At 57.9% G+C, this 17,304-nt stretch carries 14 protein-coding genes; 6 read left to right on the top strand and 8 right to left on the bottom strand.

What is annotated here, in order from left to right; genetic code table 11:
- Window positions 1–26: 26 nt before the first annotated feature.
- Entirely contained in the window at window positions 27–2,042 is a 2,016-nt protein-coding gene (locus AC2FLJ_RS12455) for a M3 family metallopeptidase (protein WP_496706059.1), read from the top strand.
- Window positions 2,043–2,047: 5 nt separating this feature from the next.
- Here AC2FLJ_RS12455 and AC2FLJ_RS12450 read toward each other — a convergent pair whose 3' ends face one another.
- Genes AC2FLJ_RS12450 through AC2FLJ_RS12425 form a run of 6 tightly spaced genes read right to left on the bottom strand, consistent with a single transcriptional unit; the run spans window position 2,048 to window position 8,615 of the window.
- Window positions 2,048–2,980, bottom strand: coding sequence for a 2-hydroxyacid dehydrogenase (locus AC2FLJ_RS12450; RefSeq protein ID WP_496706057.1), 933 nt, complete (start codon window positions 2,978–2,980; stop codon window positions 2,048–2,050).
- Between the two features lie 15 nt (window positions 2,981–2,995).
- On the bottom strand, window positions 2,996–4,135 hold the full coding sequence (gene rodA, locus AC2FLJ_RS12445; protein WP_282169774.1) for a rod shape-determining protein RodA: 1,140 nt from the start codon (window positions 4,133–4,135) through the stop codon (window positions 2,996–2,998).
- Window positions 4,132–6,081, bottom strand: coding sequence for a penicillin-binding protein 2 (mrdA, locus tag AC2FLJ_RS12440; RefSeq protein ID WP_496698828.1), 1,950 nt, complete (start codon window positions 6,079–6,081; stop codon window positions 4,132–4,134). Before mrdA ends, rodA begins: the two co-directional genes overlap by 4 nt.
- On the bottom strand, window positions 6,078–6,614 hold the full coding sequence (locus AC2FLJ_RS12435) for a rod shape-determining protein MreD (protein WP_282120150.1): 537 nt from the start codon (window positions 6,612–6,614) through the stop codon (window positions 6,078–6,080). Before AC2FLJ_RS12435 ends, mrdA begins: the two co-directional genes overlap by 4 nt.
- Window positions 6,607–7,509 (bottom strand): rod shape-determining protein MreC, encoded by a 903-nt coding sequence (gene mreC / locus AC2FLJ_RS12430; protein ID WP_108860807.1) that lies wholly within the window; start codon window positions 7,507–7,509, stop codon window positions 6,607–6,609. Before mreC ends, AC2FLJ_RS12435 begins: the two co-directional genes overlap by 8 nt.
- Before the next feature lie 59 nt (window positions 7,510–7,568).
- Window positions 7,569–8,615, bottom strand: coding sequence for a rod shape-determining protein (locus tag AC2FLJ_RS12425; protein ID WP_039523195.1), 1,047 nt, complete (start codon window positions 8,613–8,615; stop codon window positions 7,569–7,571).
- 155 nt (window positions 8,616–8,770) lie between these two features.
- Between AC2FLJ_RS12425 and AC2FLJ_RS12420 the strand changes: the two genes are divergently transcribed.
- The 3 genes from AC2FLJ_RS12420 to AC2FLJ_RS12410 all read left to right on the top strand — a co-directional run bounded on the left by AC2FLJ_RS12420 (window position 8,771) and on the right by AC2FLJ_RS12410 (window position 11,155).
- Window positions 8,771–9,562: a 23S rRNA (adenine(2030)-N(6))-methyltransferase RlmJ gene (locus AC2FLJ_RS12420; RefSeq protein WP_496698830.1), complete on the top strand. Its 792-nt coding sequence runs from the start codon at window positions 8,771–8,773 to the stop codon at window positions 9,560–9,562.
- Between the two features lie 177 nt (window positions 9,563–9,739).
- On the top strand, window positions 9,740–10,639 hold the full coding sequence (locus AC2FLJ_RS12415; RefSeq protein WP_496706055.1) for a sterol desaturase family protein: 900 nt from the start codon (window positions 9,740–9,742) through the stop codon (window positions 10,637–10,639).
- An 18-nt stretch (window positions 10,640–10,657) separates the two neighbouring features.
- Window positions 10,658–11,155 carry a DUF2141 domain-containing protein gene (locus AC2FLJ_RS12410; RefSeq protein ID WP_496698834.1) on the top strand — a complete coding sequence of 166 codons (498 nt, stop codon included), beginning with the start codon at window positions 10,658–10,660 and terminating at the stop codon, window positions 11,153–11,155.
- Window positions 11,156–11,210: 55 nt separating this feature from the next.
- On the opposite strand, the gene AC2FLJ_RS12405 is transcribed toward AC2FLJ_RS12410, so the two are convergent.
- Window positions 11,211–12,785: a 2-isopropylmalate synthase gene (locus AC2FLJ_RS12405; protein WP_496706053.1), complete on the bottom strand. Its 1,575-nt coding sequence runs from the start codon at window positions 12,783–12,785 to the stop codon at window positions 11,211–11,213.
- A gap of 288 nt (window positions 12,786–13,073) precedes the next feature.
- On the opposite strand from AC2FLJ_RS12405, the gene AC2FLJ_RS12400 reads away from it, so the two are divergent.
- Window positions 13,074–13,739: an SDR family NAD(P)-dependent oxidoreductase gene (locus tag AC2FLJ_RS12400; RefSeq protein WP_496698838.1), complete on the top strand. Its 666-nt coding sequence runs from the start codon at window positions 13,074–13,076 to the stop codon at window positions 13,737–13,739.
- A 5-nt stretch (window positions 13,740–13,744) separates the two neighbouring features.
- Here the strand turns inward: AC2FLJ_RS12400 and AC2FLJ_RS12395 are convergent, their stop codons facing one another.
- On the bottom strand, window positions 13,745–15,202 hold the full coding sequence (locus tag AC2FLJ_RS12395) for an MORN repeat-containing protein (protein WP_496698840.1): 1,458 nt from the start codon (window positions 15,200–15,202) through the stop codon (window positions 13,745–13,747).
- A gap of 147 nt (window positions 15,203–15,349) precedes the next feature.
- On the opposite strand from AC2FLJ_RS12395, the gene AC2FLJ_RS12390 reads away from it, so the two are divergent.
- Complete coding sequence (locus tag AC2FLJ_RS12390; RefSeq protein WP_496698842.1) at window positions 15,350–17,008, top strand: NAD+ synthase; 1,659 nt, start codon at window positions 15,350–15,352, stop codon at window positions 17,006–17,008.
- Window positions 17,009–17,304: the final 296 nt, after the last annotated feature.

Raw genomic sequence — 17,304 nt, 5'->3', positions numbered from 1 at the left:
TAGCTTGACCAGCAAAGGAGATCCGCATGACCAACCCGATCCTGTCCGCCTGGACCACTCCATTTGAAATCGCGCCATTTGCCGAGATTTCGGATGATGATTTTGCGCCTGCATTGGACGAGGCGTTGGCTGCCCATAACGCGCAGATCGACGCGATTGCCAACAACTCCGACCCAGCCAGTTTTGCCAATACAATCGAGGCGCTTGAGGCGGCCGGAGAGCAGATGGACAAGGTGCTGTCTGTCTTTTTCACCGTTTCGGGTGCCGACAGCAACCCGGCACGGGAAGAGCTGCAACGCGCGTTTTCGCCCAAACTCTCGGCGCATTTTTCGGGAATTTCGTCAAACAAGGCGCTGTTTCGGCGAGTTGCGGACCTGTGGGTGCGCAAGGATCTGCTTGACCTGACCGATGAACAGGCCCGCGTTCTGATGCTGACCCATCGCGGTTTTGTGCGCGCTGGTTCGGCTTTGGAAGGCAACGATGATACCCGCATGCAAGAGATCAAGTCGCGCCTTGCCACGCTGGGGACGTCCTTCACCCAGAACCTTTTGGCGGACGAGCGCGAATGGTTCATGAACTTGACCGAGAATGATCTGGAAGGATTGCCGGGTTTCGTCGTGGATGCAGCCCGCGCTGCCGGGGAAGAGAAGGGGGCTGATGGTCCTGTCGTCACTCTGTCGCGGTCGTTGATTGTTCCGTTTCTACAATTCTCACCGCGCCGCGATTTGCGTGAGAACGCGTATCGGGCCTGGACCGCGCGTGGTGCCAATGGTGGTGAAACGGACAACCGCGAGATTGCGGCCGAGATCCTGAACTTGCGCGAAGAACGGGCCAAGCTATTGGGATATTCCAGTTTCGCGGACTACAAGCTGGAAACTGAAATGGCCCGAACGCCGGACCGCGTTCGCGATCTGCTGATGCAGGTTTGGGGGCCGGCAAAGGCAAGGGCTGACGCCGACGCCGAAACCTTGACCGCGATGATGCAGGAAGATGGCATCAACGGTCCGCTCGAGGCGTGGGACTGGCGCTACTACGCCGAAAAGCGCCGCAAGGCTGAACATGATTTGGACGAGGCTGCGCTGAAGCCGTACTTGCAGCTGGATCGTATGATCGAGGCCGCCTTTTCCTGCGCCAACCGGCTGTTCGGGCTGGAGTTTGCCCCGCTGGATGTACCGCTTTATCACTCCGATTGCCGGGCTTGGGACGTTACACGCGACGGGCAGCATATCGCTGTCTTCATCGGTGACTACTTCGCGCGGGGTTCCAAACGATCGGGCGCATGGTGCAGCGCCATGCGGAGCCAGGCAAAGTTCCCCAAGGTGCAAGCCCCCGTCGTGATCAACGTTTGCAACTTCGCCAAGGGCGACCCGGCGCTGCTGTCTTATGACGATGCGCGCACGCTTTTCCACGAGTTCGGCCACGCATTGCATCAGATGTTGTCCAACGTGACCTATGAAAGCATCTCTGGCACAAGCGTCGCGCGTGACTTCGTAGAGCTTCCCAGCCAGCTTTATGAACACTGGCTGGAAGTGCCGGAAGTCTTGGCGGAATTTGCCACGCATGCCGAATCTGGTGAGCAGATGCCGCAAAATATGCTTGAGAAGGTTCTGAAGGCCGCGAATTTTGATCAGGGGTTCCAGACCGTGGAATACGTAGCCTCAGCCTTGGTCGATCTGGCGTTTCACGAAGGCGAAGCGCCAGCTGATCCGATGGCGAAACAGGCCGAGGTTCTTGATGGTATCGATATGCCGCATGCCATCGGTATGCGCCACGCGACACCGCATTTTGCCCATGTCTTCGCTGGCGATGGCTATAGCTCGGGCTATTACAGCTACATGTGGTCCGAGGTCATGGATGCCGACGCATTCGCGGCCTTCGAAGAAGCCGGGGGAGCCTTTGACACAGAGCGCGCCAAAGCACTGGAGGACAATATCCTGTCCACCGGCGGCTCGCGCGAAGCTGAGGAGCTGTATCTGGCGTTCCGCGGGCGTTTGCCGGGGGTCGAGGCGCTGTTGAAAGGCCGCGGGCTTACCGCGGCCTGATCGGATCAGTAGCCTAGATTGCGGTCGACGAGGTGCAGGAAGGGTTTGCCTTCCTCACCTCGGATAATGTTCTGGCAGATCACTTGGGCCGCAGTTGTCGGACGGGTTTCCGACGCGATATGCGGCGTGACGGTCACGTTGGCATGCGCCCAATACGGGTGTTCCGGCGGCAGGGGTTCCACGCGGAATACGTCTAACGTGGCGTGGGCAATGTGTCCGGAATCCAGTGCGGCCAGCAACGCGTCGTCGTCGATCAATGGACCGCGACCGGGATTGATGATCCGAGCGCCTTTTGGCAGCAAGGCCAAAGTGTCCGCATTCAGTGCGTTTTCCGTTGCGGGGGTGTCGGGCAGCAACAGGACAACGATCTCGGCACTGGACAACGCGGCGCGCAAGCCGTCGGTGCCATGCAGGCACGTTACCCCCGGGATGTCCTTTGCGGTTCTGCTCCAACCGGTCACTTTGAAATTCAACGCGGCAAGCGCGGTTGCGGCGGCTTCTCCCAACGCACCAAGGCCCAGCACACACACATTCCGTTCACTGGCAAGCGGTGGGGCATCGGGCGTCCACACGCCGTCCTGCACGGTGATATAGCGGTCCATGCCCAGGTGATAGCGCAGCACGTGGCCGACGACCCACTCAGTCATGCCATGCATCAGCCCGTGGTCCACCATCCGGGCCAATGGCACGGTCAGCGTTTCGTTGCCCGCGATTTTTTCAACACCTGCCCAAAGACTCAGAACCGCCTTCAAACGTGTATAGGGTGAAAAATCCAGCAGCCCGCTTGTTGGTGCATAGACAACATAGTCGACCTGATCAGGCGCAAACTCGGTTGCCAGACGGAAGTCCAGATCGGCCTGCGACAGCCCTTTTGTAAGTAGAGGTTCATACACGGGCCATTGTTCTGGGCGCGCGGAAAACAGGACGTTGACGGGCATGAGGGGCCTTTCAATTCAGCGGGGGCGGTGAATATGCGCGCTTTGAACAATGCCGAAGGCGGCCATCAGAACCAGCATGGCGGACCCGCCGTAGCTGACCATCGGCAGGGGCACGCCCACAACCGGTGCCAGGCCCATGACCATGGACATATTGACCGCAAAGAACAGGAAGAAGTTCAGCGCAACACCCAAGGTGACCAGGGATGAGAACCGGTCCTTTGTCGCCAAAGCCGTGACCAGACAAAAGATGATAATCAGGGCGTAAAGGGTCAGCAAAGTGATGCCTCCGACAAACCCGAATTCCTCGGCCAGCGTGGTAAAGATGAAGTCCGTGTGCTTTTCGGGCAGAAAGTTCAGGCGCGACTGCGTCCCTTGCATGAACCCGCGCCCGTTCCAGCCGCCTGACCCCAGCGCAATTTTCGACTGGGTAATGTGATAGCCTGCACCCAGCGGATCGGTGGAGGGATCAAGGAAAGTGTCTATTCGGCGGAACTGATAATCCTTGAGCAACTGCCACTCGGTGCCCCGACTGTTGAACACGGTCGCAATCAAGCCGACCACCGCCGCGATAACGGCGGCGAAATAAGCCCAGTGCACACCAGCCAGGAACATCAGTCCCCCGCCCGCCGCCAACAACAGGATCGAGGTGCCCAGATCGGGCTGCTTCAGAACCATAGCCGTAGGGATCAGGATCAGGATGACCGGGATAAGCACCCAGAGCGGTCGCGATGTCTTATGGGAAGGCAACCAGTCGTAATAGGCGGCCAGAACCATGACCAGCGCAATCTTCATGACTTCGGAAGGCTGGAGCCTCATGAAACCAAGGTCGATCCAACGCTGCGCACCCATGCCGATGGTACCAAAGAGTTCCACAAATATCAGCAAAACGATCGAGCCGAGATAGGCCAAGACGGACATGTTGCGCCAGAACCAGATCGGTACCAACGCGATGATGAACATAACGGTCAGCCCCAGTCCAAACCGCTCAATCTGGGGTTCGGCCCAAGGCATCCAGGACCCGCCCGCGACCGAATACAGCATCAGGAATCCGGCGCTGGCGACGCTGATCAGCAACAAAGTCAGCGGCCAGTTCATATAGAGGAATTTGCGAAACCCTGTTGGCGTGGATTTGACGGCGTACTCAAGATAGCTCATGCGCGGTCCTTTTCATCAGGTCGCGCTTTGGGGCGGCGGTCGCCCTCAAGCCGTTTTTGTTGTTCCTTGATGCGGTCACGATCTGCAACCGGATAAGCCTCAAGCGGTGGGGTGCCGTTGTACAGAGCCTGCAGCATGATATCCCGCGCGACCGGGGCCGCTGCCTTGGATCCGCCACCGCCGTGTTCCACCACCACCGCCACGGCGTATTTCGGGTTGTCGTAAGGCGCATAGCTGACGAACAGCGCGTGGTCGCGCCGTTCCCACGGCAGGTCTTCGTTGCGGATTACGCCAGCCGCGCGTTCGGCCTTGGTGATGTTGCGTACCTGGCTGGTGCCGGTTTTACCGGCCATGCGGAATTCATCATTGATGATACGGCTGCGATAGGCGGTGCCTGCCCTATCGTTCGAGACCGAGAACATCGCTTTGCGCACCTGATTCAGGTTGTACGGATTGACGTCCAGCGGCTCACCTGCTCCTGACGGTTCCTCGACGCCATTGACGGACCGCACCAGACGGGGTGTCACGGCCCGGCCCGTGGCGATCCTTGCCGTCATGACCGCAAGCTGTAGGGGCGAGGCCAGCATGAACCCTTGCCCGATCGAGGCATTCGCGGTGTCGCCCACCAGCCAACCTTCACCGTGGACCCGCTCTTTCCATGCCTGATTGGGGGCCAAACCCGCGGCGACAGCTGACATCGGGATGTCGTGCTTGACGCCCAGTCCGAACTTGCGCGCCATTTCAGAGATTTTGTCGATGCCGGTACGCACCGCGACATCGTAATAGTAGACGTCGCAGCTGCGCTTTAGCGACAAATTGAGATCCACTGTCCCATGCCCGCCGCGCTTCCAGCAGTGGAAGCGGCGGCTACCGACCTTCAGGTGGCCGGGGCAATAGACGGTGTTGCCGGGGCCAACAACTCCGGCCTCAAGTGCGGCAAGCGCAGTGATCATCTTGAAGGTCGAACCCGGCGGGTAGGTGCCCTGAACCGTCTTGTTGGCCAGCGGGCGGTAGTTATCTTCAGTCAATGCCCGGTAGTCCGCGACCGATATCCCGCGCACGAATAGGTTCGGGTCGAAACTGGGTGCAGAACTGATGGCCCGGATATCCCCGGTTTCGCAGTCGATGACGACTGCAGCCGCGCTTTCACCGGCCAGGCGCGCCTGGGCGTATTGCTGCAGGTCCGCATCAACGGACAATTGCAGATCGGCCCCTGCCTCGCCTTCTTGCCGGTCAAGCTCGCGCATGATGCGGCCTGTGGCGTTGACCTCGACACGTTTTGCGCCAGCTTTTCCGCGCAGGCTGATTTCCTGTTTGGACTCCAGACCGACCTTGCCGATCTGGAACCGGGGGATACGCAGCACCGGTTCGGGATCTTCGATCAGGCTGAGATCATAGTCACTGACCGGCCCGACGTAACCAACGACATGAGCGAAATCCTCGTAGCGGGGATACTGACGGGCCATGCCCACCTCAGGCGTAACGCCGGGCAGGGCGGGCGCATTGACAGCGACCTTGGAGATATCCTCCCACGTGACCTGATCGGCCAGTGTGACTGGCAGGAACGGGGCAGAACGGCGCATCTCGGTCTTGGCGCGATTAATCTCTTCCTGAGTCAGCGGGATAAGCTCTGAAAGTTTGGCGATGACTTTGTCGACGTCGCCCGCATCTTCGCGGACCATAACAATACGATAGGACTGCGTGTTTTGTCCGATGATCTGGCCGTTGCGGTCATAGATGCGCCCGCGCGTTGGCGGGATCAGGCGAATGTTGATCCGGTTTTCTTCGGCCAGCAGACGGTACTCGTCAGCCTGATCCACTTGCATAAAGCGCATTCGCGCTGCCAGGCCGCCGATAAACGCAGTCTGCAACCCACCCAGGATCAACGCGCGGCGCGGCAGGCGTTTATAGGCCAATCCTTGCGCTTTGGGATTGCGTTGTTTCATGCCCTGGCCCCTCTTGTGCCGGGGTCCGACACTGACACGCGCCGAACGCCAAGCACATTCTGGCTGAGAAGTACGACGAGAGGATAAACCGCAATTGTCAGAACCACTTGTATCACCACAGGACCCAAAGCTGCTTGCTGTACCGATAGAATAGCAAGAATGACACGGTTCAATATGAAAATTCCCGCGATCACCACAGCGGCCGTTGTCCATTCAGCCATAAACCCGGCGTCGCGCATTCCGGGCGCGGCCGAGCGCAGATACGACGATCCCAAAACCACAAGTGCTGCCAGCAGGCCCGGAGGTCGTTGCAGCAGCAAATCGGCCATCAGCATCACCGCAGCAACCAGAAAAATGGGAACGTATTCCGGTCGGCGAAGAACCCAGGCGAACGTTAACGCAATAAGCATGTCCGGAAACGGCCACCGGTCCGGCTGTGTATCCAGAGGCAGAAGATGCAGGAACATAATCAGTAACGCCAGGAACACGTACAAACAGCGTTTGAGCCAAAGATGAGAGGTTTGCCTATCCATCGCCGACCTCCGGTGGGGTCAGGGCAGCCTCGGGTTGCCGTGGGCCCACGATGCCGCCAGGATCCGAGATCACCGGGGCCAAGTGGAAGCGCAGAACGCGAAGGAATTCCAGTCGTTCAAAATCTGCGGAGAGGCGCACCCGCAAACGCCCGCCTGGGTCTTCGGTGATCTGCCCGATCAGCAACCCTCCGGGGAACACGCCGCCATCACCCGAGGTTACAACGCGGTCGCCGGGACGTACCAGTTCGCGGTTTTCCAGAAACTCCACCGACGGGGATTGCGTGTTGTCGCCGGTGATCAGAGCGGTTTGGCCAGACGGTTGAATCGTGGCAGGAATTGCACTGGATGCATCTGTCATAAGGATGACACGCGCGGTGTCGGGGCCAACGCCCGAGATACGCCCGACGACGCCAATCCCGTCCATGGTGGCCCAGCCGTCCCTGATCCCATCCCTTTCACCCACGTTCAGCAGGACCGACTGGCGGAAGGGCGAGCCGCTATCGGCCATGACCACCCCGGTGATATAGGTCAGGCGCGGATCAAGACGCACGTTGTTCAGGTCCAGAAGCCGGGCATTTTCCTGCTCCAGCTGCAACGCGGCCTCTTTCCAGGCGCGCATGATGCGCAATTCGCTGCGCAATTCCTGGTTCTGATCACTCAGCCGTTGGTAACTTTGGAAATCGCGCACCAGATTGACGGCGGCGGTGACAGGAACCATGGCCCATTCCATCGACGGCACAACACTGTCCACGACCTGTGCGCGAAACCGTTCCACGCGCGGGCTGTCGATCCGCCAGATCAGAAAGATGCCTAGCAGACACAACACAACAATCCCCAGCAACAGGCGGCGCAAGGGGGTTGTGTATTCATCGCGCTGTGATCGGTCTTTTGCCACAGGACTCCTTCCCGTGCTGCTCGTGCCGAATTTACCCAATGTAGTAAAGGGTGCGCGCCTTAGCTTTCGTAGTCAATCGCGTGGCGCAGTTGTTTTTCGTATTCCAGCGCCTTGCCGGTGCCCAAAGCCACACAATTAAGGCTTTCGTCGGCTATCGACACGGCCAAGCCGGTCTGTTCGCGCAGGGCAAGGTCCAGATCGCCCAACAGTGCACCGCCGCCGGTCAGCATCACGCCCCGGTCCACAATGTCCGCCGCCAGATCAGGCGGAGTGGTTTCCAGTGCGGTCATTACCGCCTCGCAAATCTGCTGGACGGGTTCGGACAGCGCCTCGGCCACTTGGGCCTGGCTGATTTCAATTTCCTTGGGCACACCATTCAGCAGGTCGCGTCCGCGAATGTGCATCGACTGGCCGCGGCCGTCGTCGGGCATGCGCGCAGTGCCGATGGTGGTCTTGATCCGCTCGGCCGTGGATTCACCGACCAGCAGGTTCTGCTGGCGGCGCAAGTACGAGATGATCGCCTCATCCATACGGTCACCGCCGACGCGGACCGAGCGGGCATATACGATGTCACCCAGCGACAGAACAGCAACCTCGGTGGTACCCCCGCCGATATCGACAACCATGTTGCCGGTCGGGTCGGTGATGGGCATGCCCGCTCCAATCGCGGCAGCAATAGGTTCGGCAATCAGACCGGCGCGGCGGGCGCCTGCGGACAGAACCGACTGGCGGATCGCGCGTTTTTCAACAGGGGTCGCGCCATGGGGGACGCAGACGATGATTTTGGGTTTCGAGAAAGTTGACCGCTTGTGCACTTTGCGGATGAAGTGCTTGATCATTTCCTCGGCAGTATCAAAGTCGGCAATCACGCCTTCGCGCATCGGGCGGATGGCTTCGATCGATCCGGGGGTCCGGCCCAGCATCAGCTTGGCGTCTTCGCCAACAGCCAGAACCTTTTTCACGCCGTCCTTGACGTGATACGCCACCACAGAGGGTTCAGACAGGATAACACCGCGACCCTTGACGTAAACCAGCGTGTTCGCTGTACCAAGGTCGATAGCCATGTCCGCTGTGAACAGGCCGCCCAGATTGCCAAAGATCCCCATATTTTTCCCTGATCCTGTATGTCAGTTTTCTACTGCCCGCGACTCGACGGTTCCGGGACGGATGACTTATAGGGTGCCAACTCGCCCGGTAAAAGGGCTGATTCCGCGACAATCAGCACCTTTCCGCCTTAATTGCAGGGACTTTAGAAGGCATCATGCTCTCATATCAACATATTTACCACGCAGGTAACCTTGCGGACGTCCATAAGCACGCAATTTTAGCAGAAACGTTGGCCTATCTAACCCAAAAGGACAAACCGCTAAGCTACATCGAAACCCATTCGGGGCGGGGGCTGTACCAGTTGGACTCGGATCAAGCCGTTCAGACTGGTGAAGCAGCTGCGGGAATTGAACGTGCGTTGACCGAAGGCTGGTTTGACGCCGATCATCCCCTGAGCAGGGCCATTGCCGCTGTTCACGATCGGCATGGCAAAACGGCGTATCCGGGGTCGCCGCTGATCGCGGCGAACCTGCTGCGGCCGCAGGATAAGATGCATCTTGCTGAATTGCATCCGCAGGAATACCGCGCGCTGTCTGACGCCATGATCACGACCGGTGCCCGGACCTATCAGCAGGATGGCTTTGAACTGGCCCAGTCCCTGCTGCCGCCAACGCCGCGCCGTGGCGTTTTGCTGATTGATCCAAGTTATGAGATCAAATCCGATTATGACAGACTGCCCGGCATCATCGCATCGCTGAATCGGAAATGGAATGTGGGTGTGATCGCGCTGTGGTATCCGATACTGGCCAATGGGCGACATCAGGCCATGCGCGACGCTTTGGCGAAACGGGATTTCGCCAAGGTTCTACACCACGAGGTCCACTTTCCGGCCGCACGCGAAGGGCACGGTATGATTGGATCGGGAATGTTTGTTGTGAACGCGCCCTATGGTCTGAACGAGTGCGCCGAAACGCTGGACGGCCTGTTTGGCAATCTGCGCGGATGAGCAATCAGTGATCACATGTGATTTTCCTAAAGTAAGCCTCGCAGGTATGAAATCTGCTGTGACAGCAATGAGCTTTCAGGAAAAACCGTTTTTTTAAACACCGGGACCTTGATTTCCGGCGATGATCTCGTAAATAAACTATCACAAGTGACAGCAAACGGGAATCGGATTGCTTCGATGGACTTCCTAAGCCGCCATATCAGTGACTTTCATCTGAATTACTGGGAAACCTTGATTGACGATTGGTTCTTCGTCTTCGCCATGGCCTTTCTGGCCTTCGAATTGATCCGATACGCAGTCGTCAAAAAGCTGAATTGGCAGATGATGGGTGACACCGTCACCAATTTCATCACGCTCGTTTTCTTCATCGGTATCAGCTTTGTTCTGTTGGCTGGTTTCTATATCGGTGCCTATGTCTGGGCTTCGCAATTTGCCGTGTTCGATATTCCGACAACATGGGCTTCGTTCATCATCGTGCTGATCCTTGCAGACCTGGCCTATTACTGGGAGCATCGAATCCTGCATCGGATCAACTTCCTTTGGGCCACGCATTCTGTTCACCATAGCTCGCCCTTTTTCAATATCTCGGTCGCCTATCGCCATGGTCCGCTGGATGGTTTTTGGCCGCTGTTTTTCCACCTGCCGCTTGTGCTTTTGGGGTTCAACCCGTTCATGGTGCTGGTCGCGGAACTGCTGGTGCAGCTGTATCAGACGGCCCTGCATACCGAAGTTATCAAAAAGCTGTGGCGCCCGATTGAATACATCTTCAACACGCCGTCGCATCACCGCGTTCACCATGGATCAAACCCGAAATACCTGGACAAGAACTATGCTGGGATTCTGATCATCTGGGACCGCATGTTCGGAACGTTCGAGGACGAAAAGGAAGAGGTGGTCTATGGCCTCGTCAAACCGATCGACTCGATCAATCCCTTCGTCGCCTTCCTTCACGGCTTTGCCCGCTTGTTCAAGGATGTCCGGAACATGCCGGGGTTCGGCAACAAGCTGGGTGTTTTCTTCGGACCGCCGGGCTGGCAGCCAAAGAACGGCCGTAAACAGAGTAAACTCGCTAAGTAAGGCGTAGGAGCGCAAAAGATGCCAAGCAACACACAACGCATCGTGGCGGCCATCGTTACGGCAGGTCTGTTTGTCGGAGGCGCCTGGGTCGCCTCGGGGTTCACCACAGATATTGACCAAGCAGCGGCTTCCACCACAGGGACCTCGCAAGACAAGGGTCTGACCGTCAATCTGCATGGTGCGCGCAGCACCAAGGGCAACGTGATTGTCATGGCCTTTGACCAGGCGACAGCCTTCGACAAAATGGATTACACCAAAGCTGCTAGTTATCTTGAGGCACCAGCGTCCGAGGACCCGCTCCGCTTCGATTTTCCCGACCTCCACAGCGGGTATTTTTCTGTTATCGCGTTTCACGACGAAAACGGGGATTATGATCTGAACTATGACGCGAACTACATACCAACCGAAGGGTATGCAGTATCGGGGCTGAACGATCTCAACGATACGCCGGTGTATGACTACTCGTTGATCGGGACAGAAAAGCCAGCAGATCTGACCTTATTCTATTGGCCGTAATGCGGCTGGAGATAATAGAGAAGGGGCGGTCGACAATCGTCCGCCCCTTTTTTGTTCAAGTGAGATCTTTGTAGCTGATTTCCCGGGTATCTGCGCCCGGACCGGCCTTTTGTCGGCGCACGATCAGGCGGTTCAGCGCGTGGATATACGCCTTGGCCGAGGCCACGACTGTATCGGTGTTGGCGGATTGGCCGGTTGCGATCATGCCGTCCTCTTCCAGACGCACCGATACCGTGGCCTGCGCGTCCGTACCTTCGGTCACGGCGTGCACCTGATAAAGCTGCAGATGCGCCGTATTCGGATGCACAACTCGAATGGCGCGGAAGGCAGCGTCGACCGGGCCGTCGCCTTGTTCGGTGGCGATGATTTCCTTGCCGCCTACTTCCATCTCGATGGTGGCTTCGGCCTTGCCGACGGTTCCGCAGGTAACCTTCATCGAAACCAGTTGCAGGTGATCGTTGCCGTCGTCATCATCCAGCGTCATCAACGCGATCAGATCGTCGTCGAACACTTCTTTCTTACGATCGGCCAGTTCCTTGAACCGAACGAATATGTCCTTGAGCTGGTTGTCGCCAACCTCATAACCCAGCGTGTTCAGCTTATCACGCAGCGCCGCGCGGCCCGAGTGTTTGCCCAGCGGCAAGGATGTCCCGGACAGACCGATATCCTCGGGGCGCATGATTTCAAAGTTTTCGCGGTTCTTCAGCATGCCGTCCTGGTGGATACCGCTTTCATGCGCGAAGGCGTTCTTGCCGACGATGGCTTTGTTGAACTGCACGTTGAAGCCCGACACCGTCGCGACCCGGCGCGAGATATGCATGATCTTGGTCGTGTCGATGCCGGTGTTCCAGGGCATGATGTCATTGCGTGTGCGCAGTGCCATCACCACCTCTTCCAGCGCGGTGTTACCGGCACGTTCGCCAAGGCCGTTGATGGTACATTCAATCTGACGTGCACCACCTGCAACAGCAGCCAGCGAGTTTGCGGTCGCCAGGCCAAGGTCGTTGTGGCAGTGGGTCGCGAAGACCACCTCATCCGCGCCCGGAACCGTTTCGATCAGACGTTTGATCAGATCGGCGGACTCCATCGGTGCCGTATAGCCGACCGTGTCGGGGATGTTTATTGTCGTCGCGCCAGCCTTGATCGCAATCTCGATCACACGGCAGAGGTAATCCCATTCGGTCCGCGTGGCATCCATCGGTGACCACTGCACGTTCTCGCACAGATTGCGCGCATGGCTCACGGTTTCGTGGATTTTGTCGGCCATCTCGTCCTGCGTCAGGTTCGGGATGGCACGATGCAGCGGTGAGGTGCCGATGAAGGTGTGAATTCGGCTTTTACCTGCGTGTTTCACAGCTTCCCAACAGCGGTCGATATCGGCGAAATTGGCGCGGGCCAAGCCGCAGATTCGGCTGTTCCTTGACCGTTCGGCAATTTCGGATACGGCCTTGAAGTCACCTTCGGAGGCAATTGGGAACCCCGCCTCGATAATATCAACGCCCATATCGTCCAACAGCTCGGCAATCTCCAGCTTTTCCGAATGGGTCATGGTTGCGCCGGGGCTTTGCTCGCCGTCGCGCAGGGTTGTGTCAAAGATCAAGACGCGGTCTTGGTCGGTCACGTTGGTCATGGGATTCTCTTTCTTCTTCTGTCCTAAAGCCTATGGCGCGCGGGCGTCCTCCTCTGAGCGGGCGCGCCGGATGGCACGCTCAGAGGCGGATTAGGATCAGTAGGCCACGCAGCGACGCACCGCGAAGGGCGGTGTCGGCAATCAGGATATCTGCGCGGTTGATCATGGGGTTGAGGTTATACATCGCGCGGCGGGAATGAAAAGAACGAATTTTCCTCCGGCATATGAAGAGATTTCTTTTTTCCCACATGTGTTGATCACGCATTGCCGACGGCTAGTTCAACCCGCATGGAAACAGCACTTATCATCGGCGCCTCGGGTGGGATCGGAGGTGCAATCGCCGACAGGCTTCGGCAACAGTCGGTCGACGTCACCACATTGTCCCGGTCACAGGACGGATTTGATTTGACCGACCCCGAGATCGTAGATCGGACGTTGGCGGGCGTTTCCGGCCCGTTCGACCTGATCCTGGTCGCGGCTGGCGCTCTTGAGGTTAATGGTGCCACCCCCGAGAAAACCATCAGACTGCTAACCGCGCCGGCGATGATGGATCAGTTCGCGCTGAATGCGGTCGGACCTGCGTTAGTTCTTGCGCATGCCGCGCGCTTGCTGCCGCGCGACCGGCGTGCCGTCTTTGCCGTGTTGTCTGCGCGAGTGGGGTCGATTGGTGACAACCGGCTTGGTGGATGGATCAGTTATCGGGCGTCCAAGGCGGCGCTGAACCAGATTGTGCGCACATCCGCGATCGAGCTTGCCCGGAGCCATAAACAGGCGATCTGCGTCGCCTTGCACCCCGGTACGGTCACGACAGCATTCACCCGGAAATATGTCGGGCGGCACCCTGCGGTTGCACCTGATGAGGCCGCCCGGAACCTGCTATCCGTATCAGCCGCGTTAAATGCGGCTGATACGGGTGGGTTTTTTGACTGGGCGGGAAAGCCAGTGCCCTGGTAGCTTGATTACCCGTCAGAGGCGGATGTATCAGGCTCGGTTTCGGTATCTGTCGCGTCGGGCGCACTTACGTTCTCACTGGGTAGGACGCCGTTTTCCCAAACGCCGGTTTCTTCCAGGCCATTGGCATAACGCATCGTGCCATTGCCGTGGCGTTTGTTATCCAAAAAGGTGCCTTCGTACACGTCACCGGTGGCATAGGTTGCCACACCCTGACCACTGATTTTGCCTTCGGCCCAGCCGCCGGTATAGCTGAATCCACGTGGGGTTTTGATAGTTCCCTCGCCGTGACGCTGACCGTCTTGGAAATCACCTTCATAGGATGTTCCGTCGGGAAATGTTGCCTTGCCTTTACCCTGACGGGCGCCATCTACCCAGTCGCCTTCGTACCGATACCCGTTCGCGAATGTCAGAACGCCCGTGCCATGGCTCAGACCGTTCTTGAACTGTCCTTGGTAAACAACACCATTGGGATACGTGGCCTTGCCGTTGCCCTCAAAGATGCCAGCCGTCCATTCGCCGTCATAGACGGTGCCATCCGGATAGGTCTGAACGCCTTTGCCATGCGGCAGATCTGCGCTGAAATCACCGGTATAGGTCGCGCCATCAGGATAGGTGACCTCACCCAGCCCTTCGATCTGGCCGTCCACCCATTCGCCGGTGTAATCAAACCCGTCGGTCCCAAGAAAGCGACCTTTTCCGTGGCGGCGGTCATCGGCATATTCGCCCTCATAAGTCGCACCGTTGGCATATGTGGCCTTGCCATTGCCCTGACGGCGGCCATCAACCAGATCGCCCTCGTAAAGGTCGCCATTGGCCTGCAACAAGCGGCCCTTGCCGGTCATGCTGTCCTGAGACCAATCACCGGTATATGTCATGCCATCCGGAACGGTCAGAGTACCCTGGCCATCGCGCAAGCCGTTGTTGATTTGCCCTTCGTAGATGCTGCCTTGCGTCGAGGTAATTTTGCCCTCGCCGTGCTTGACGCCATCCTTCCAGTCGCCATCGTAGACGTAACCGCTGGGGTCGGTCAGGACGCCTTTGCCGTGATAGCGGGCGTCTTTGAAGCTGCCCTCGTAACGGACGCCGTTGGTGTATTTTGCAATTCCGGTTCCGTTGATTGACCCTTCGGCCCAGTCCCCCTCATAGCTGCCGCCGTCGGGGTAGATGATCTTGCCCTGCCCCTCGGGTTGCCCCTTCGCGAACATCCCCTCATAGACCGAGCCGTTGACATAGCGCGCTATGCCATTGCCCTGAATTTCGCCTTCGACCCATTCGCCGACATATTCGAACCCGTTCGGCAGGCGGTAAGTGCCCTCGCCGTGTCGCAGGCCGTTCAGGAAAGTGCCCTCGTACACGCCGCCAACATCATCATCCGCAACGATAACCTGTCCGTCCTGCGCGAAGGCGGATGTAGCCAGCAAAGCCATCGCCGTGGCGGCCAAAGAAATGCGGATAGCGTTCATGGTTTTTCCTGCCTTGCCCGGTTGTCACGTTTTAAAGCAAAACTAAGATACCCGTGCGGACAGAGCAACGTGTTTTGCCGCATTTGACTTTCACTCGCGGTGCGATCTGCTAAATGGCATTAGGACTGACGAGGGCAAGAGGGCAGCATGGCCAACCGTTTCCGCATTACTCTGGCACAACTCAATCCCGTTGTTGGGGACATCCAAGGCAATTTGGACAAGGCGCTTGCGGCGTGGGAGCAGGGGCGCGAAGCTGGTGCCGACCTTGTGGCTTTCCCCGAAATGTTCATTACCGGTTACAACACTCAGGATCTGGTGATGAAGCCAGTGTTCCATCAAGCGGCCATGGCGGCGGTTCAGTCGCTGGCTGCGCAATGTGCCGATGGACCCGCCATAGCAATTGGTGGTCCGTGGACGGAAGACGGTAAGCTTTTCAACGCCTACCTGATCCTCAAGGGCGGTCGCATCGGCACCAAGGTGCTGAAACATCACTTGCCGAATGAAACCGTGTTCGACGAGGTGCGCCTGTACGACGCGGGCCCGTTGGGGGGGCCGTACTCGGTTGGCAACTCGCGGATCGGTAGCCCGATTTGCGAAGACAGCTGGCACCCGGATGTTTCGGAAACACTGGAAGAGACCGGGGCCGAGTTTCTGCTGATCCCCAATGGTTCACCTTACTTCCGCAACAAATATGATGTGCGCCTGAACCATATGGTCGCCCGTGTGGTCGAGACCGGTTTACCGCTGATCTATCTGAACATGGTGGGCGGTCAGGACGATCAGGTCTTTGATGGCGCGACTTTCGGCCTTAACCCGGGCGGAGAACTGGCTTTTCGAATGCCGGTCTTCGATGAGGCCGTAACACATGTCGATTTGGAGCGCGGTGATGAGGGTTGGCGTATTTTGCCTGCTGAAGTTGTGCCGCAGCCGGATGAATGGGAGCAGGACTATCGTGCCATGGTCCAATCCCTGCGCGATTACATGGGCAAGACCGGGTTCAAAAAGGCGTTGTTGGGGCTGTCGGGTGGAGTGGACTCTGCGTTGGTCGCGGCAATTGCTGTTGATGCAATCGGCGCGGAAAACGTCCGTTGCGTGATGCTGCCGTCGGAATACACCAGCCAGGCCTCGCTAGATGACGCTGAAGCCGTCGCCAAGGCGCTGGGCGTGCATTACGACTATGTTCCGATCTCGGACAGTCGGGCGGCGGTGACAGACACTCTGGCCCCGTTGTTTGCGGGCCGCGAGGCGGATTTGACTGAGGAAAACGTCCAATCCCGCCTGCGCGGTTTGCTGCTGATGGCGATCTCGAACAAGTTTGGCGAACTGCTGCTGACCACGGGCAACAAGTCCGAGGTGGCTGTGGGTTACGCGACCATCTATGGCGACATGAATGGCGGTTATAACCCGATCAAGGATCTGTATAAAACGCGCGTGTTCGAAACATGCCGCTGGCGCAATGCCAATCACCGTGACTGGATGATGGGCCCCGAAGGTGAGGTGATCCGACCGTCGGTCATTGATAAACCCCCCAGTGCTGAGCTGCGCGAAGACCAGAAAGACAGTGACAGCCTGCCGGACTACCCGGAACTGGACGCGATCCTAGAAATCCTGGTCGACCGCGATGGCTCGATCGCTGATTGCGAAGCAGCAGGATTCGAAGCAGATGTCGCCCGTCGCGTAGAGCATCTGATCTATATCAGCGAATATAAGCGGTTTCAGTCCGCACCAGGTACGCGCTTGACCAAGCGAGCCTTCTGGCTGGACCGCAGATACCCGATTGTGAATCGTTGGCGTGAACGGTCTTGAGCTGAAACCACGCGTATTTTTTTAAGTCTCCGATCGTTTCCAAAAAGGGTGCTTGAGGGCGCGCTTTTATTCATTGTCCCTGTGGTGGGGACAGTGCATATCTAGATTCGGCTTAGGCCGTTTAACGCGCTTGAAATCAGGACATTTTTCTGACACATTTTAGCTTAATTGCCGCCTCATGTGGGGCAGATGCGGCGCATTCTTAAGTGGCTCGATGTTTATGATCGAGTTTTGTTTGTTACGCATCGTGAATTGCGTGTCTGTGTTAACGATTTGGTGTGAAAATGCGTGAGCAA

This window comes from Ruegeria sp. CDSA034 (genome assembly GCF_059612275.1).
This window is presented reverse-complemented; position numbering and strand designations above follow the sequence as displayed.

Excerpts from the sequence above, each read along its gene's own strand:
- AC2FLJ_RS12395 (WP_496698840.1), bottom strand. The coding sequence starts at position 15,202 with ATGAACGCTATCCGCATTTCTTTGGCCGCCACGGCGATGGCTTTGCTG.
- rodA (WP_282169774.1), bottom strand. The coding sequence starts at position 4,135 with ATGAGCTATCTTGAGTACGCCGTCAAATCCACGCCAACAGGGTTTCGC.
- AC2FLJ_RS12425 (WP_039523195.1), bottom strand. The coding sequence starts at position 8,615 with ATGGGGATCTTTGGCAATCTGGGCGGCCTGTTCACAGCGGACATGGCT.
- AC2FLJ_RS12390 (WP_496698842.1), top strand. The coding sequence starts at position 15,350 with ATGGCCAACCGTTTCCGCATTACTCTGGCACAACTCAATCCCGTTGTT.
- AC2FLJ_RS12415 (WP_496706055.1), top strand. The coding sequence starts at position 9,740 with ATGGACTTCCTAAGCCGCCATATCAGTGACTTTCATCTGAATTACTGG.
- AC2FLJ_RS12400 (WP_496698838.1), top strand. The coding sequence starts at position 13,074 with ATGGAAACAGCACTTATCATCGGCGCCTCGGGTGGGATCGGAGGTGCA.
- AC2FLJ_RS12455 (WP_496706059.1), top strand. The coding sequence starts at position 27 with ATGACCAACCCGATCCTGTCCGCCTGGACCACTCCATTTGAAATCGCG.
- AC2FLJ_RS12410 (WP_496698834.1), top strand. The coding sequence starts at position 10,658 with ATGCCAAGCAACACACAACGCATCGTGGCGGCCATCGTTACGGCAGGT.
- AC2FLJ_RS12420 (WP_496698830.1), top strand. The coding sequence starts at position 8,771 with ATGCTCTCATATCAACATATTTACCACGCAGGTAACCTTGCGGACGTC.
- AC2FLJ_RS12450 (WP_496706057.1), bottom strand. The coding sequence starts at position 2,980 with ATGCCCGTCAACGTCCTGTTTTCCGCGCGCCCAGAACAATGGCCCGTG.
- AC2FLJ_RS12435 (WP_282120150.1), bottom strand. The coding sequence starts at position 6,614 with ATGGATAGGCAAACCTCTCATCTTTGGCTCAAACGCTGTTTGTACGTG.
- AC2FLJ_RS12405 (WP_496706053.1), bottom strand. The coding sequence starts at position 12,785 with ATGACCAACGTGACCGACCAAGACCGCGTCTTGATCTTTGACACAACC.
- mrdA (WP_496698828.1), bottom strand. The coding sequence starts at position 6,081 with ATGAAACAACGCAATCCCAAAGCGCAAGGATTGGCCTATAAACGCCTG.